The organism is Corallibacter vietnamensis (assembly GCF_039537875.1).
Lineage (GTDB): Bacteria > Bacteroidota > Bacteroidia > Flavobacteriales > Flavobacteriaceae > Corallibacter > Corallibacter vietnamensis.
This window is the reverse complement of sequence record NZ_BAABBI010000001.1, coordinates 1,623,032-1,639,136: the sequence shown is the minus strand read 5'-3', so window position 1 is coordinate 1,639,136 and position 16,105 is coordinate 1,623,032. Positions and strand designations below refer to the sequence as shown.

19 protein-coding genes and 1 pseudogene are annotated in these 16,105 nt (G+C 32.6%); 7 read left to right on the top strand and 13 right to left on the bottom strand.

Going from position 1 to position 16,105, the window contains the following annotated elements:
* The gene (locus ABD690_RS07520) at positions 1-1,368 is read left to right on the top strand and encodes an NAD-dependent succinate-semialdehyde dehydrogenase (RefSeq protein ID WP_344728917.1); all 1,368 of its coding nucleotides are present in this window, start codon (positions 1-3) and stop codon (positions 1,366-1,368) included.
* Between the two features lie 10 nt (positions 1,369-1,378).
* On the opposite strand, the gene ABD690_RS07515 is transcribed toward ABD690_RS07520, so the two are convergent.
* The 4 genes from ABD690_RS07515 to ABD690_RS07500 form a co-directional block, all read right to left on the bottom strand.
* Entirely contained in the window at positions 1,379-1,579 is a 201-nt protein-coding gene (locus tag ABD690_RS07515; protein WP_344728915.1) for a DUF6327 family protein, read from the bottom strand.
* A gap of 6 nt (positions 1,580-1,585) precedes the next feature.
* Entirely contained in the window at positions 1,586-1,933 is a 348-nt protein-coding gene (locus ABD690_RS07510; RefSeq protein ID WP_344728913.1) for a hypothetical protein, read from the bottom strand.
* Positions 1,934-1,935: 2 nt separating this feature from the next.
* Positions 1,936-2,265 carry a YtxH domain-containing protein gene (locus ABD690_RS07505; RefSeq protein ID WP_344728911.1) on the bottom strand — a complete coding sequence of 110 codons (330 nt, stop codon included), beginning with the start codon at positions 2,263-2,265 and terminating at the stop codon, positions 1,936-1,938.
* Between the two features lie 208 nt (positions 2,266-2,473).
* Positions 2,474-2,902: an FKBP-type peptidyl-prolyl cis-trans isomerase gene (locus ABD690_RS07500; protein ID WP_344728909.1), complete on the bottom strand. Its 429-nt coding sequence runs from the start codon at positions 2,900-2,902 to the stop codon at positions 2,474-2,476.
* 496 nt (positions 2,903-3,398) lie between these two features.
* Between ABD690_RS07500 and ABD690_RS13510 the strand changes: the two are divergent.
* The 5 genes and pseudogenes from ABD690_RS13510 to ABD690_RS07480 all read left to right on the top strand — a co-directional run bounded on the left by ABD690_RS13510 (position 3,399) and on the right by ABD690_RS07480 (position 6,995).
* Positions 3,399-3,670 (top strand): annotated as a pseudogene (locus tag ABD690_RS13510) (5' nucleotidase, NT5C type).
* 217 nt (positions 3,671-3,887) lie between these two features.
* Positions 3,888-4,466, top strand: coding sequence for a TetR/AcrR family transcriptional regulator (locus ABD690_RS07495; RefSeq protein WP_344728907.1), 579 nt, complete (start codon positions 3,888-3,890; stop codon positions 4,464-4,466).
* Positions 4,467-4,475: 9 nt separating this feature from the next.
* Positions 4,476-5,108 (top strand): nitroreductase family protein, encoded by a 633-nt coding sequence (locus tag ABD690_RS07490; RefSeq protein WP_344728905.1) that lies wholly within the window; start codon positions 4,476-4,478, stop codon positions 5,106-5,108.
* Between the two features lie 18 nt (positions 5,109-5,126).
* On the top strand, positions 5,127-6,284 hold the full coding sequence (locus ABD690_RS07485; protein WP_344728903.1) for an iron-containing alcohol dehydrogenase: 1,158 nt from the start codon (positions 5,127-5,129) through the stop codon (positions 6,282-6,284).
* Positions 6,285-6,473: 189 nt separating this feature from the next.
* A complete protein-coding gene (locus ABD690_RS07480) occupies positions 6,474-6,995 on the top strand; it encodes a 5' nucleotidase, NT5C type (protein WP_344728901.1) in 522 nt (173 codons plus the stop codon).
* 97 nt (positions 6,996-7,092) lie between these two features.
* Here the strand turns inward: ABD690_RS07480 and ABD690_RS07475 are convergent, their stop codons facing one another.
* The 9 genes from ABD690_RS07475 to nfsB all read right to left on the bottom strand — a co-directional run bounded on the left by ABD690_RS07475 (position 7,093) and on the right by nfsB (position 15,382).
* Entirely contained in the window at positions 7,093-7,947 is an 855-nt protein-coding gene (locus ABD690_RS07475) for an NAD(P)H-binding protein (protein ID WP_344728899.1), read from the bottom strand.
* A 105-nt stretch (positions 7,948-8,052) separates the two neighbouring features.
* Entirely contained in the window at positions 8,053-8,718 is a 666-nt protein-coding gene (locus tag ABD690_RS07470) for an aspartate/glutamate racemase family protein (protein ID WP_344728897.1), read from the bottom strand.
* Positions 8,719-8,720: 2 nt separating this feature from the next.
* A complete protein-coding gene (gene egtD, locus ABD690_RS07465) occupies positions 8,721-9,668 on the bottom strand; it encodes an L-histidine N(alpha)-methyltransferase (RefSeq protein ID WP_344728895.1) in 948 nt (315 codons plus the stop codon).
* Positions 9,669-10,817 carry an ergothioneine biosynthesis protein EgtB gene (gene egtB, locus ABD690_RS07460; protein WP_344728893.1) on the bottom strand — a complete coding sequence of 383 codons (1,149 nt, stop codon included), beginning with the start codon at positions 10,815-10,817 and terminating at the stop codon, positions 9,669-9,671.
* A gap of 94 nt (positions 10,818-10,911) precedes the next feature.
* Positions 10,912-11,112 (bottom strand): hypothetical protein, encoded by a 201-nt coding sequence (locus tag ABD690_RS07455; RefSeq protein WP_344728891.1) that lies wholly within the window; start codon positions 11,110-11,112, stop codon positions 10,912-10,914.
* A complete protein-coding gene (locus ABD690_RS07450; protein ID WP_344728889.1) occupies positions 11,112-13,007 on the bottom strand; it encodes a monovalent cation:proton antiporter-2 (CPA2) family protein in 1,896 nt (631 codons plus the stop codon). Before ABD690_RS07450 ends, ABD690_RS07455 begins: the two co-directional genes overlap by 1 nt.
* A 3-nt stretch (positions 13,008-13,010) precedes the next feature.
* Entirely contained in the window at positions 13,011-13,604 is a 594-nt protein-coding gene (locus ABD690_RS07445; protein WP_344728887.1) for an NAD(P)H-dependent oxidoreductase, read from the bottom strand.
* Positions 13,605-13,871: 267 nt separating this feature from the next.
* A complete protein-coding gene (locus ABD690_RS07440; RefSeq protein ID WP_344728885.1) occupies positions 13,872-14,702 on the bottom strand; it encodes a DUF4437 domain-containing protein in 831 nt (276 codons plus the stop codon).
* 20 nt (positions 14,703-14,722) lie between these two features.
* Positions 14,723-15,382, bottom strand: coding sequence for an oxygen-insensitive NAD(P)H nitroreductase (gene nfsB, locus ABD690_RS07435; protein ID WP_344728883.1), 660 nt, complete (start codon positions 15,380-15,382; stop codon positions 14,723-14,725).
* A gap of 237 nt (positions 15,383-15,619) precedes the next feature.
* Between nfsB and ABD690_RS07430 the strand changes: the two genes are divergently transcribed.
* A complete protein-coding gene (locus ABD690_RS07430) occupies positions 15,620-15,964 on the top strand; it encodes a winged helix-turn-helix transcriptional regulator (protein ID WP_344728881.1) in 345 nt (114 codons plus the stop codon).
* The last annotated feature ends 141 nt before the right edge of the window (positions 15,965-16,105 follow it).

Here is a 16,105-nt window from a genome sequence, read left to right as displayed (position 1 = left end):
ATGAAAAGTAACACTATAAAATCTATCAATCCTTTTAATGGTGAACTCATTAAAACATATGAATTGTTTACTGATAAAACTGTTGAAAACACAGTAAATAAGGCTCATGAGACACAGCAAGATTGGAAACTATTAGATATAGAAGACCGTACCGAACTTCTTGCTGAACTTTCTGATACACTTCTCAAAAACAAACAGATCTATGCTGAACTTATGACAAACGAAATGGGTAAACCCATTAGTCAAAGCATTGCTGAAATAGAGAAATGTATGTTTTTATGTGATTTTTACGAAACTAATTCTGAAGAGCTTTTATCAGACGAAATAATTGATACCGAAGCAGAAGAAAGCTTTATTAGCTATGATCCTTTAGGTGTTATATTAGGAGTCATGCCATGGAACTACCCTTTTTGGCAAGTAATGCGCTTTGCGGTTCCTACACTTATGGCCGGAAATACAGTATTACTAAAACATGCTGCCAATGTTTCTGGATGTGCCTTAATACTACAAAAGCTATTTGAAGATGCTGGTTTTCCAAAAGGATGTTTTCAAACACTTCTTGTAAATCATAACCAAATAGAATCCATAATTGCAGACTCCCGAATAAAAGCAGTTTCTCTTACTGGTAGTGAAAAAGCAGGAAGAAAAATTGCTGAAATCGCTGGAAGAAATTTAAAAAAGTGTGTGTTAGAATTAGGAGGCAACAATGCATGTATTGTATTAAACGATGCTGATTTAGACAAGCATTTAGATACCATTGTTAATGCAAGAATGCAAAACACTGGACAAAGTTGTATTGCTGCAAAACGCTTTATTGTAGAAGCAGGTATTTATGATGTTTTTTTAGAAAAGTTTCAAAAAAAAGTGTCTAGTCTAAAACACGGAGAGCCACTAAATTCTAAAACTCAAATAACCGTTCTAGCAAGACCAGACCTAGCTGATGATTTACAAAAACAAATAAATGACTCTATAGAAAAAGGCGCTAAAGTTATTATAGGAAACATAAAAAAAGACGCCTATTTCGCACCAACAATTGTAACAAACGTTACTCCTGGAATGCCGGTATTTGACGAAGAAACCTTTGGTCCTGTAGCTGCTATAATAAAAGCTAAAGATGTTGATGACGCTTATGAGCTTGCTGCTAATTCTAAATTAGGGTTAGGAACTATGATTTTTAGCAAAAACACCAATGACGCTATTGATAGAATAAGCTCTATTGAAGACGGCGCTTTTTTTGTAAATGAGTTGGTAAAATCTGATCCTAGGTTACCTTTTGGAGGTACCAAAAATTCTGGATATGGTAGAGAATTATCCCGAGAAGGTATTTTAGAATTTACGAATAAAAAAACAGTCTACGTAAGTAAATAACTTACGTTATTTATTTAAAAAAACGTTTTAATAATACATAAAACCCATATTTACCAGCCACATTAAAAATGGTACTAACCCAGTTGGCTGGTTTTAAATCATCTTTAAACTCGCTTTTAAGTAGTTTCATTTCTTCTAAAGCAATATTGCGTTCTAGTTTTAAGCGCGTTAAATCTTTTTCTATATCTTCAAAAGATTGATAGTTTTTCATAATAAGTCAGTCAAAAAATTTGGTTGCTAATGCTTTGATAATTTTATTGTTTATAAAGTGTCTCTTATAGTAAATAATAGCCGTTATGATTAAAAACAAACCAGCTACTATAACATAACCTAAAGCTATATTATCAAGCCACTCACCTATAGCCACTGCTGCTGCAAGAGCTAAAAAAAACAAGCCTATAAATAATAAGCCGCCAATAATTAACCCTTTAGCAACAAGACTAATTGAAACTGTTAACTGCTGAAAAACCTTTAACTTATAGTACTCTTGCGTTTTTTTTACATAGGTTTCTCCTGCATCCGACATCTTGCCGGTTGTTTCATTTACAGATTCAAAAATATTCATATTTAAGATTTTTGATATTTCTTATTTTTAGCTTTTAAGTCTGCTAGTTTCTTTTCTAAAGTTGTTATAACATCTTCTGTTTTATGACTCATATCAGACACAATAGCTTCAACTTGCTCATCTAGAGTTTCTTTTTTGCTAGATACAGTATCTGCAACCTTATCCCTCATTTGAACAGCACTTTCATGCATTCGCTCTTTAGCTGACTGCGCTTCGTCTGCAATGCGTTGTCTAGTTTTTGAGCCCTTATCTGGTGCAAATAATATTCCTAAAGTTGCTCCAATTGCTGTTCCTGCTAATATTCCTAAAAGTGTGCTACTATCTTTCCCCATAATTATTTAAGATTTTTTGTGTTAATAAATTGTTTTGCCGTTTCTTATTAAGAATTCTCTTTTGAATTGTTATACTTGAAAAGACTAACTAATATTAACTTACCATAATTTTTTCGGTTTACAATATCTTTTAAAAATACTTTAACACTATAAATAAAAAAAGCTTGGAACAAACCAAGCTTTTCTTATATCATAAAAATGACTATAATTATTTTATCTCAACCAATTCAAGTTCGAATGTTAAATCTTGACCAGCTAATGGGTGGTTTCCGTCAACAATAATATGATCATCATTTACTTCAGCAATTCTAAACTGATGCTCTCTTCCGTCTTCACTTTTTGATACCAATCCCATACCCAATTCTGGAGTAATTTCTTGTGGTAATTGAGCTTTATCAACTTTATGGAATAATTCTTTTTGAACATCTCCATAAGCTTCAGCCATAGGAATATTTACAGTTTTTTTATCGTTTACTTTCATGTCAATGATCGCCTTCTCAAAACCAGGAATTAACATACCTTGACCTAAAGTCGCTTCTAAAGGCTCTCTTTCTAAAGAACTATCAAAAACTTGACCGTTACTTAATTTACCTGTGTAATGTACTCTTACCGTATCATTTTCTTTTACTTGACTCATAAATTTTGTTTTCGTGTTTTATAAAAATCGTTGCAAAACTATCACTTATAAACTGAAAGCCAATAGCATAATTATAAAATATTGGTTAATTAAGAGAATATTAACGCTATAATCAAAAAATTATGTAAACAATTATATTAATCATTATAGTCATATATTTCCAAGTAGTTTATAAAACAACATTTAACTGTTAAGACTCAATTAAATATAAGGAGCTTGTTTGTTAGTTTATTTTAAGCTTTGTTGCTTTTTTAAAAAACATTGAACTTATAACAATTTTTGTAGACATGGATGATGTACTTGCCGATACTTATGTCAAGCACTTAGAATTATATAATTAAGAACCCAACAAAAACTTTCGCTAGCTCAATAGAATCTGGTGAAGTATGGCACAACGTGCCAGAAATGCATCAAAATAGCATTTTACAGCACGCTTATCAATAAGGCTATCAAAGATGCTATACAAATCATGGAAGCGCTCTAAAACAAACACGAAATTTATATTGCAACTGCAGCTACACAATTTTTTAATTCTTTAAAAGAAATAAGCGATTTATTAGACCAGTACATGTCTTTTATTACTTGGAAACATCACATCATGTGTGATCCTAAATTCATCTTAAGAGGTGATTTATAATTGATGATTGTTCGTATAATCTTGAAAAATTTGAAGGTGACACTTTATTATTCAATTCGCCACATAATATAAATGATACTGGATATAGCAGAGTTTTTAGTTGGTTAGAAATCGCTGAGCGTTTATTGTAATTTTTAACAAGATGAATATATAGAATTTGACTCTAATTTTTTTGGGGCTTTTTGTTACAGCAAAAAACTGGTGCCTTTAGCAGGTATTATGGCAGGCGTATTCCTTATCCTCTACAGTTAAAATTTTGTTATAATTAGCGTATTTACATTAAACCTTTGTTAAAAAAATGAATGTTCATTCACTTTTTTATATTTTTGCATATTAGAACTAAAAGTAATGGCAAAACTTCAAAAAAGTATAGACAAACGTAACGCTTTAGTCAAGGCAACTATTGATTTGGTAAACAACAATGGTTTCCACGCTACACCTATGAGTAAGATTGCTAAAATGGCTAACGTATCGCCAGCAACGATCTATTTGTATTTTGAAAACAAACAAGATTTAGTGAATCAAACTTACATAGATGTAAAAACTGAATACACTAAATATGCGTTTAACGGTTATGATGCCAATGCACCTGTAAAAGAAGCGTTTCAATACATCTGGAATCGAATTGCAGATTTTAAACTAAAACAATGCGAACACGCTTTGTTTTTAGCTCAATGTGATAATACACCAATGATAGATGAAGCTAGCAGACAAGAAGGCATTAAACATTTACAACCGCTACTAGATTTATGGGCAAAAGGTAAAGCCGAAGGTGTTATAAAACCATATTCAGACTATATTTTATATGCCTACGCTATAAACCCGCTAGCGTTTTTAATGTTAGCTCAAAAACGTGGCGCAATTACTTTAGATGATACACTAATTAAAAATGCTTTTGAAGCAGCTTGGAACAGTATAAAAAAATAAAAACAACCTATGGAATTATTAGATAAATTAAATTGGAGATATGCCGCTAAAGCTATGAACGGTAAAGACGTACCAGAAGAAAAAGTAGAACGTATTTTAGAAGCTGCAAGATTAGCTCCAACGTCTAGTGGTTTGCAACCTTTCGAAATTTTTGTGGTAAAAAACCAAGACATCAAAGAACAAATTAAACCAATAGCTTGGAACCAAAGGGTTATTACAGAGTGCTCTCACCTACTCGTTTTTGCTGCTTGGGACACGTACACTGCAGATCGCATTAATTACATGTTCGATTTAACCAACGATATTCGTGGTTTTAAAAACGAAGGTTGGGAAAATTACCGTCAAATGTTACTTAACGCCTATCCGCAAAAAGACGAAGAAGAAAACTTTAATCACGCAGCAAAACAAGCCTACATTGCATTTTCACAAGCTATTGCAGCTGCTGCTTTTGAAGGTATAGATGCAACACCAATTGAAGGTTTTGATCCTGAAGCTGTAGATAAAATTTTAGGCTTACGAGAAAAAGGCTTACGTAGCGCAGTATTGTTACCGCTTGGTTACAGAGAAGAAGAAAATGATTGGTTGGTAAATCTTGTAAAGGTTAGAAAACCTATGGAAGATTTAGTAACCGTAATTGATTAACTATAAAAAAGAAAAAAAATGAACAATTTTGAATTTAAAAATCCTACCAAAATTATTTTTGGAAAGGATTCAATTGAGAAACTAACAGATCAAATACCACAAGATGCCAAAGTATTAATGCTTTATGGTGGTGGTAGTATTAAAAAGAATGGTATTTACGATAAAGTAAAAATCGCTTTAGCTAATGTAGATGTTACCGAGTTTGGAGGTATTCCTGCAAATCCAGAATATGATATTTTAATGAACGCTTTAAAAGTCATTAAAGAAGAAAACATCACCTATTTATTAGCTGTTGGTGGTGGTTCTGTAATTGATGGCACAAAGTTTTTATCGGCTGCAGCAGTTTACGACGGTGACACACCTTGGGATATTTTAATAAACAAAGTACGTACAGAAAATGGTATGCCATTTGGTACCGTATTAACCTTACCAGCTACAGGATCTGAAATGAATTCTGGCGCAGTTATTACCAGAGAAGAAACTAAAGAGAAATTAGCTATGGGCGGACCTGGTTTATTTCCGCAGTTTTCAATATTAGATCCTTCGGTAATTACCTCTATTCCACAACGTCAATTGGCAAACGGTTTAGCTGATGCGTTTACACACGTTTTAGAACAGTATATGACCTATCCTGTTGGCGCATTATTACAAGATAGATTTGCTGAAAGTATTATTCAAACATTAATAGAAGTTGCACCAAAAGTATTAGAAGATCCTACAAACTATGAAGCAGCATCTAACTTTATGTGGAGTTGTACTATGGCACTAAACGGACTTATACAACAAGGAGTTCCTGGTGATTGGGCAATACACATGATGGGACATGAGTTAACAGCATTATTTGGAATAGATCATGCCAGAACATTAGCAGTAATTGCACCAAGCCATTACAAGTATAATTTTGAAGCTAAAAAAGAAAAATTAGCGCAATACGCAGAACGTGTTTGGAATGTAACTGAAGGTAGTATTGACGATAAAGCTTATGCTGCTATTGAAAAAACAGAAGCGTTTTATCGCCAGTTAGGTATTGACACTAAATTGTCTGATTACACAGATAAGTTTGAAGGTACTGCCGAAGAAATAGAAAAACGTTTTGAAGATCGTGGCTGGAAACTTGGTGAAAAACAAGAATTATTACCAGCAGATGCCAAGAAAATAGTAACTATGGCATACTAAATTAAAACATTTAAAAGTTTGATTATATAGCGAAACAGAGGTTTAAACTAATTTTAAATCTCTGTTTTTTTTATTAATTATTACAAATATTTACAAAACAGTATTAAACTGTTAAGACTTAATTAAATATAACACACTAATTTGTTAGTCTATTCTAAGCTTTGTTGCTTTGTAAAAAACATTGAACCTATGACAATTTTTGTAGACATGGACGATGTACTTGCCGATACTTACGGTAAGCACATAGAACTATACAATAAAGAACACAAACAAGAGCTTTCTCTTGCACATATTAAATCTGGCGAAGTATGGCATAATGTACCAGAAATTCATCAAGAAAGTATTTTACAACACGCTTACCAAGACGGTTTTTTCAGAAATTTAGAGCCTATAAAAGATGCTATCCAAGTTATGGAAGCGTTATATAACAAACACGAAGTGTATATCGCTACTGCTGCGACTCAGTTTCCAAATTCATTAAAAGAAAAAAGCGATTGGCTAGACCAGCACATGCCATTTATTACTTGGCAGCACAGAATAATGTGTGGACACAAATTTATATTAAAAGGTGATTTACTAATTGACGATCGTACGTATAATCTTGAAAAATTTGAAGGTGATACATTACTTTTCAACTCACCACATAATATAAATGATGCTGGATACACAAGAGTATCTAGTTGGTTGGAGATTGCTGAAAAATTACTTTAAAATTAATTTATATTTAATATGAAAAAAAGACCCAAATCACTTTGAGTCTTTTTTAGTTTTAATATTATGAATTGCTATTTTTTGATGAAGTAAGGAATTAGTTAAAAATGGCTTTATATGCTTTAATTAGTTCTAAAGCACTTGGATGTGGCACACCTGCAGCTTTTTCGTAATCACTTTTTATATCATAGGCACCATTATGCATACTTTCGTAAATGCCACCTATTACAGTGCCTAAAAATTCGCCCAATGCGTCTTGACGTTCTTTGGTATAAGCATCAATTGAAATTGCGTTATAACTTAAATTAGTACCATATACTGTATTGATATAATTAGCAAGTTCTGCTTGTGTAATGGCTTCGCCTGCTAAATTATAAGTGTTTCCGTTATGTTTTTCTTCGGTAAGCATTTGGGTATAAGCTATTGCTAAAGCTTGTCGGCTAGTGTAAGTACACTTGCCTGTTCCGGCAGAATTTCTTATTTCTCCTTCTTTTACATAAGTATCAATGTATTCTAAATCGGGTTTAATGTAAATGCTATTTCTTCCAATAACAAAGTCTAAACCAGAGTTTTTAATGTCTGTTTCTGTTTGGCGGTTACTTTGTACTATTGGGCTAAAAGCCGAACCTTTTTCGGCACCAATAATACTGGTATATACAATTTTAGCAACTTTATTTTGTTTAGCCGCTTCAATAACATTGCGGTGTTGTTCTATACGTTTATCTGGTGCATCCATACCAGAAACTAGCAACACAGCATCAATACCAACTAATGCATCGTTAAATTGTTCGCGACTGTTGTAATCGCCTTTTCTAACTTCAATTCCTAAATGTTGTGCCTTTTCTGGTGTACGCGCAATACCAACTACATGTTCTTTCCCTATGGTTTTTATTAATTGATTAGCTATGGCTGCACCTAACTGTCCGCTAACCGATGTAACTGCTATTTTCATAATATTTTGAATTTTTATTTATGTTATTTATTGTATGTACAAATATCAGTAACAATTAAGGTTGAAGTAAGATGAATATATTCCTAAAAATGGTAAATATAAAACCTACTTGTTTATTGCTTTTATTGCACTTTCAATTTGCAATTGCGCCATATCTAGTATTGCATCGTTTTTAGGTTTAATAATTGATAGTTCTGTACATGCCAAAACAATGGTGTGTTTTAATGCATATGTGTTACATAAATTGAAGTATGAATCCATTAAATCATCGGTTTCGGTATGATTGTAAATAGCTTGTCTTACAGTATCAATAAGCTTCATTTCTGATGCATTAGGTACTAAAACATCTATATTATGAGCATTTAAAGCGTCTTTTATATAATTTGAAGACATGGTATATATAGAACCAAACACCACGACTTTTTTTATTTGTTTAGCCTTAATAGCATTTATTGTTAAATGAATAGGATGAATAATTTGTTGTGGAATTAACATCTCATCTACCGTTTCATGAAGTGTAATATTAGGAATTAATACATGTGAAGCTTGAAATGATTGGATGGCTGAAAATGATGGTTGTAATACGTCTTTTAACGCTTTTGAAGGTTTAGGAAGCAATGTGTTTATTGCATGAAAGTTAACGTTATAAAGTACCAACGGACAAGTACTATAACCACCAAACTTGGCATTATATTCTTTGTTAAGCGCTTGTAAATAAAAGGCTGTAGACCGACTTCCTAATCCTAAAACCACTAGTGTATTATCACTCATAACTAATGGCGTTTTAAGATATAATCTGCAAAATAAGCTTTGCTGTCTAAAATTTTATCTTCTATTGTAAAATCGGTGTTTGCAATAACATTATGAATTAATTTGTCATTATATTTTCTTGAAATTTCTGTATGAATTTTTTCACCTTCATCAAAATCAAACGTAGCATTCATAGCTTTAATGGTTACTGTTTGCGCTTTTGTACTTAAAATATAGCTTTCAGCAATACCTTTAACAGCATCATATTTTGGAAGATGTTCAAAATAATCTAAATTAAAATTGGCTTCTAACTCGTTGTTAATTCGCTCTAAAATATTTAAGTTGAATTGTGCCGTAATGCCTTTAGAATCGTTATAAGCTGGCAATACAATTTCTTCAGGTTTTATTAAATCTACACCTAATAAAAGCATATCATTTTTTTGAAGATTAGCACCTAAATTATAAATAAATTGTTGCGCTATTGCATCTTCCATATTACCAATATTAGAGCCTAAAAACAAAATAACCTTTGGATTATTATTGTGTTTTAATGATGCCAAAACCTCAAAATAATCACCTTGCTTTGGCGTTACAGCAATATCTGGCAAAGTTTTATTTAAATCTTGTTGCAATAACTGTAATGCATTTGCCGAAATATCTATAGGTATATACTCAAAATTAAAATGCTGATCTTTCAAAGCTTTTAGCAAATGTTTGGTTTTTAAACCATCGCCTGCACCAAGTTCAATAAGTTCAAAATGAGTATTGGTTTTTAATTGTAAAGCCTTAATTAAGGCGTTTGTTTTGTTTTTAAAAATCTCTAACTCGCAGCGTGTTAAATAATACTCTGGCAAGTTCATTATTTCTACAAAAAGCGCATCGCCTTTTTTATCATAAAAGTATTTTGAAGGTAATGTTTTTTGAGGTTGCTCTAAACCTTTCCTTACGTCTTCTTTAAATGTGTTTGTCATCTATTTTACAAGTCTAATTCCTGTGTATTGCCAGCGTTGTGCTGGGTTAAAAAAATTGCGATACGTTGGTCTGCTATGGTTTTTAGACGTTGCAACAGAAGCACCTCTTAACACCATTTTACTGCTCATAAATTTTCCGTTATACTCACCTACTGCCCCATTTTCTTTTACAAAATTTGGGTATGGCAAATAAGCGCTATTTGTCCATTCCCAGCGTTTTCCCCATTCAAATTTTTGCGAAGCAATTTCCCATTCAAACTCTGTAGGCAATCGCATACCTTTCCATTCTGCAAACGCTTGGGCTTCAAAAAAACTAACATGACTTACCAATGCTAATGGATCTACCTTTTGCAATCCAGCTAAGGTATATTGATACCATTCATCATCTTTTTTATGCCAATATAAAGGTGCTTTAATGTTGTTTTGGTTTACCCATGTCCAACCTTCATCTAACCAAAGGTTAAAATCTGAATACGCACCAGAATTCATAAACTCTAAATATTCACCATTAGTTACTAAATGATTATGTATTTCGAAATCATTTAAGTATACTTGATGCACACCTAATTCATTATCATAGCAAAAATCATCACCTTGATGACCAATGGTATAATTCCCTGCTTTTATGGTTACTAACGCGTTATTTATATTGTAATCATTCACTAAATTATAGTCGGCATTAAACACAGGAAATAACGGATTATGACCCAGCATGTATTTAACATCGGTTACCAAAAGTTCTTGATGTTGTTGCTCATGATTTAAACCAAGCGTAACCAAGTCTAACAGTCTTTTATTGGTTGTAGTGTTTAAAAGCGTTATCATGTGCTTATCAACATAACTTCTGTATTCAAACACTTTGTCAATACTTGGTCTAGACATATTACCTCTGTTGGCTTGCAAAATGCGAGAACCAACATTATTGTAATAACTATTGAACAAAAAGTTGAAATCATCATCAAACACCTTATAATTGTCACTGTATGTTTTAAGAATAAATGTTTCAAAAAACCAAGTAGTATGTGCTAAATGCCATTTTGCTGGACTTGCAAATTGTACCACTTGAATTGAAAAATCTTCAATAGTTAAATGTTTGCAAAATGAGCGTGTTTCTTGCCTTATTTGCTGGTATCTTGTGCTTAACGCCATTATTCTAATCCTTTTTTTAACGGATTCCAAAACGGTTTAATTTTTAACTGTTTTGCGCTGTAACCTAATTCTTTCTTAAGATACTGATTTAAAATTAAACAAACTCTGCTAGTTGCTTGCTTTCGCCTTCGGTATAGTACACAATCATATTAAATGCTACTTGATGCGCTTTTTCTGGGTGATGGTCTTTCACCAAATCTTTACGACTGGCTAAACTTTCAATGGTAAGAATCTCTATGCCAGAATTATTTGGCTTTTTTGCATTAAACTCAATATTTGGAATGTCTTTTTGCATCAATTATTTCCTTCTTCAGATTTTTCTAATTGCTTCCTAATATGTTCGCTATCCCAATGATTATCGTAGGCTACAATGCCACGTTTAAAATCATTTTCTAGTAATTTTTCTTGCTGTTCTATTTCTTTTCTTGCTATAAACACATAGTCTTCTTCTCGCTTAGGTTCAGAAGCCAATCGTCTTAAACTCGCTTCATCATACTTAATAAAATTCTGTACTTGACGATTTAAAGTATATTTTCTAAAACCTAATTTATTAAGTGCATCACTCGCTAACGCTAACGAGGTGTCTAAGGTTTCACGGTAAATATTAGTTACATCAAGGTTTAATAACTCGTAAGCATCGTAACGGTTTTTTGTACGAACCAACATCTCAACGTGCGGATATTTTTCTTTTACAATTTTACTAATCGCTTTTGCTACAGAAACTTTATTTGTGGCGCAAATGAGTAATTTAGCTTCGGCAATTCCGGCAGATTCTAATAAATCTTCGCGTGTGGCATCACCATAATACACCTCAAATCCCATTTTACGAAGGAAATCGACACGGTTAGAATCGAAATCTAAAATGGTAGCTTCTACACCGTGAGAACGCAAAAATCGGCCAACCGTACTACCAAAATGTCCAAAACCAACTAATATTACTTTTTGCGATTTGGCGATGTGATCCATTGGTCGTTTTATAGATTCTTTTGTACCAATTTTAGGAAGAATGAAACGTTCATTTACCACCGCTAAAATTGGTGTTAAAGACATGGAAACAGCCGTAACCACTAACATCATGTCCATTTGTTCTTGTTCTAAAATATTAAGCTGAAATGCAAACGATAACAATACAAATGCAAACTCACCAACCTGCGCCAAACTGAAGGTTAACAACACATTTTGATCGAGTTTTAATTTAAAAATGCGTCCTGTAACAAATAACACCAACGCTTTTATAACAATAATAGCGAGTAAAATACCGCCAATGGTCAACGGACTATTCGCAATCACCACAAAATTAATAGAGGCACCAACTGCCATAAAAAAGAGTCCGAGTAGTAGATTTTTAAAAGGTTCTAGCGTGCTTTCTAATTCGTGTTTAAATTCACTTGTAGACAAAACAACACCACCTAAAAAAGCACCTAACGCTGGACTTAAGCCTACAAATTCCATTAAATATGAAATTCCGAAAACAATTAAAAATGCAGCTGCAATCAACAACTCTCTAACACCTGTTTTAGCTACTTTACGCAACATAGGCACCACTACAAAACGACCAGCCAAAACAATAAGGACTACCGATAAAATAATAGCTAAAGTTTGTAATCCTATAGGTAAACTTTCAATTAAGGTTGATGCCGAATGTGATATTTCATCACCTGTATTTTCAGGAGAATTACTTAATAACGGTAAAGCACCAATCATAAATATGACGATGATATCTTGAAATAATAAGATGGAAAACGAGCTAGAACCAAAGGTGGTATTCATTAATCCTTTTTCCTTTATAGTTTGCAATGCAATTGCGGTAGACGATAGCGCCACAGCCATACCAATAGCCAGTGCAACCTGCCATTCGTAACCTAAAAATGCAAACAACACATAGGTTAACCCTACGGTTAATGCTACTTGTATGCCGCCCATACCAAGTATGGATTTTCGCATGTTCCAGAAGTTTTTGGGTTCAATTTCTAGACCAATTAAAAACAGCATGACTACAACACCAAACTCTGCAAAGTGTAAAATATCTTCACCTTCTTCACCTATAAATCCTAAAACATAAGGACCTATTAAAACACCTGCTAGCAAATACCCAATAACAGAACTTAAACCCAAACGTTTAGCTATTGATACACAAATAATGGCACCAGCAAGAAAAACAATGGCATTAAATAATAAACTTCCAGACATATGCTACGCGGATAAAATTTCTAAATCGTTTAAGAAAAAACAATTGGATAGCTGCGTTGCATTAAAATCACCTTGTAGCAAATCTATCAATTGTTCGTATTGGTTAGCATAATCTAATAAATCATCATCGGATAAATGGTGCGTTCCCATAACCGCAAAAGGTGGTAAATAGTTCATACCACATAATTTTGCAGTTTGTTCAAAAGGTCTTAAAAATTCATTTATTGTATAGGTATTATAGCCCTCTGTGCAATACACTTCGCGTGATCCACCAGTAGTAATAACATTAAAAACAGTTTTATTATGCAGCACTTTTCCGTTTGGTCCGTATGCCCAATTGAACTCTAAAACTAAATCTTTCCATTGCTTTAAAATGGCAGGACTACTGTACCAATACAACGGATGATGCCAAATAACAATATCGTGTTGAAGTAATAACTCTTGTTCTTGCTGCACATTAATATGAAAGTTAGGATAATGCTCATACAAATCGTGAAATGTTACGTGCGCCTTGTCCTTTAATCGCTCAATAAGTGTTGCATTGACTCTTGATTTTTCAAATTTTGGATGTGCAAAAAGAATGAGTACTTTTTTCATTGGCTATTTTGGTTGACTTTTAAACTTTAGCTACTTATTATGCTTTCTGTTAAAGTTACTAATAATTTCACTTTGTCTTCAGCATACACATCAGGATGCGCATTATTGTAACTTCTTCTATCATTGTCAAAATATGTGCCTGATTGGTTTTTTATGACGTTCTGACATCATATTAATTTGATAGTGTTATAAAAAAAAGCCACACAGAATGTATTTTACATTTGGTGGCTTTTTCTGCTATTAATCAATCAAGCTAAATTATAGAGATTATTTTATTTTGAATTTACCATTTGAGCGAATGTAAACAACCGTTTCAACGTCCGTTTTTAAACGTGGTGAAGTTTTTTCTGCTGCACCAAAATAAGAACCTGGTTCCAACACATTTACGTCATCTTTTTTAGAAAATTGATGCGTTACTTTACCAGAAATAACCACAGCTCTAAAATTTGGGCTTAAATTTTTAATTTTTCCTTTAAATCCGGCAGGTAATTTTATTAATGACGCACGCAGTTGATTTTTTTCGTGACTTCCCCATAAAAAAGCAGTTTCAACATTACTTTTTTCTGAAACCCATTCAATATCATTAGCATTTAACCAAACTAAATTGGTTTTATCAACGTTTACTGGTTTTTCGCCATTATCAAACGCTTCCGATGTTGGTTTTACTAAATATGGGCCTTCTTGAATATCTAAAAACGCCATATTATCTTCAGCATCTGCAGCTGTAATATGTGCTTCGCCAGCAGGTTGTTGCCAATACGAACCGGCTGGTAACCATTGTTTTTCAGCATTTTCATCATCATTATGTAATAATCCTTTAATTACCACACCACGATACGTTATGTTGTGAATATGTGGTGGTGATGAAAATCCTTTTTTAAACTTTACTAAAAAACCTGCAGGCTCGTTATTTGTACGGTCTCCCCAAAGTTTTCCTGCAGCAGGACTTTTATCGCCTCGTAAAGGATTTAACCATCCCCATTCTACATTGTCTGCAGTAACAATTTCGTTTTTAGATTTTCTAGCATCTGTTGTTGGTGTTTGGGCTAATACTTTAGTCGCAACCAATAACAAAACAGCTATTATAATTTTTTTCATCACTATGGTTTTTATATGATTTATATTTCAGTGAAAATTTCACTTTCAGGTAATCTAGATTTTGGTGTTTTATCTGTTGAATTAAAGTCAGATTCTGCTCTATAACCTATAGAAACGGCAACTAATGCTGTGAAACCTTTTTCTCTTAAACCAAATTCTTCATCTAATGCTTTTACATCAATTCCTTCCATAGGTGTCGCATCAATACCTAAACTCGCAACGCCTAACAAGAAGCTACCTATGTTAAGATATACTTGTTTTTCCATCCAATGATTTAAATCTTTTAAATCGTATTTATGGATATTGGCAAATGTTTTTACAGCACCTATAAATCCGTTTTTTATGTCTTCATTTGGGAATCGTCCATTTTTATCATCTACATCTGCAATGTGTTTATAATAATCTTCATTAGCATCGGTTTTTGCACAAAAAAGCACCACTGCCGAAGCATTAGTTACTTTAGGTTCGTTAAAATGGAAAAAACCTTGCGTTCCTTTTGCTATGCGTGCTTTTCCTTCTTCAGTTTCAGCAATAATAAAATGCCAAGGTTGTAAGTTTACACTTGAAGCGCTCATTCTTAACAAGCTTTTTACTTGACCCATATCTTCTTTAGATAATTTTTTTGTTGGATCAAATTCTTTAGTAGTGTATCTCCAGTTAAGTGTTTCTTTTAAATTCATTTTTAATTGATTCTTGTTATGTTTTATTTTTAACTATCAAAAGTATAGTGACAAAAGTATGTATAGTGTTTATTTCTGACAATAACGGTCAAAAAGGATAGTTTAATTTTTTATGGTATAAAAAGACGTAAACTCAACAATATCAATGGATTTAACCGAATGTTAAATTTACTATAAAAAGTATAGTTGTATAATTAATGATAGTATAATACCTTTGTACTTATTTAAACGAATAATATGTATAAATTTAAAGGAAAAGAATACCCTTGTTGTGCCAGTTTAACAATGGGACTTATTGGTGGGAAATGGAAAACGGTAATTCTATTTCATCTTATTGATAAGACATTACGATACAATGAGCTTAGAAAAGAAATGCCTACTGTAACCGAACGTACATTGAGTTTGCAATTAAAAACACTAGAAGAAGATGGTATAGTAAAACGCAAGGTTTACACTTCTAAACCACCGTTAAGGGTAGAATATTCGTTGACAGATTTTGGCAAAACGTTGATTCCAGTAGTACAAGCTATTGCAGATTGGGGAGTTTATGCTGTGAATAAAAAAAAAAAAGTTAATTTATGATAAATTTTAAACGTATATACGTACATTAACACTCTATAAAACAAAATCTTAATGCGATTTAGTGTTTTCATAAAAAAATTAAAAGGCAGCTTGAATATTTTCGACCTGCTTTTTTTTGTGTTACTAATTGCATCTGTAACA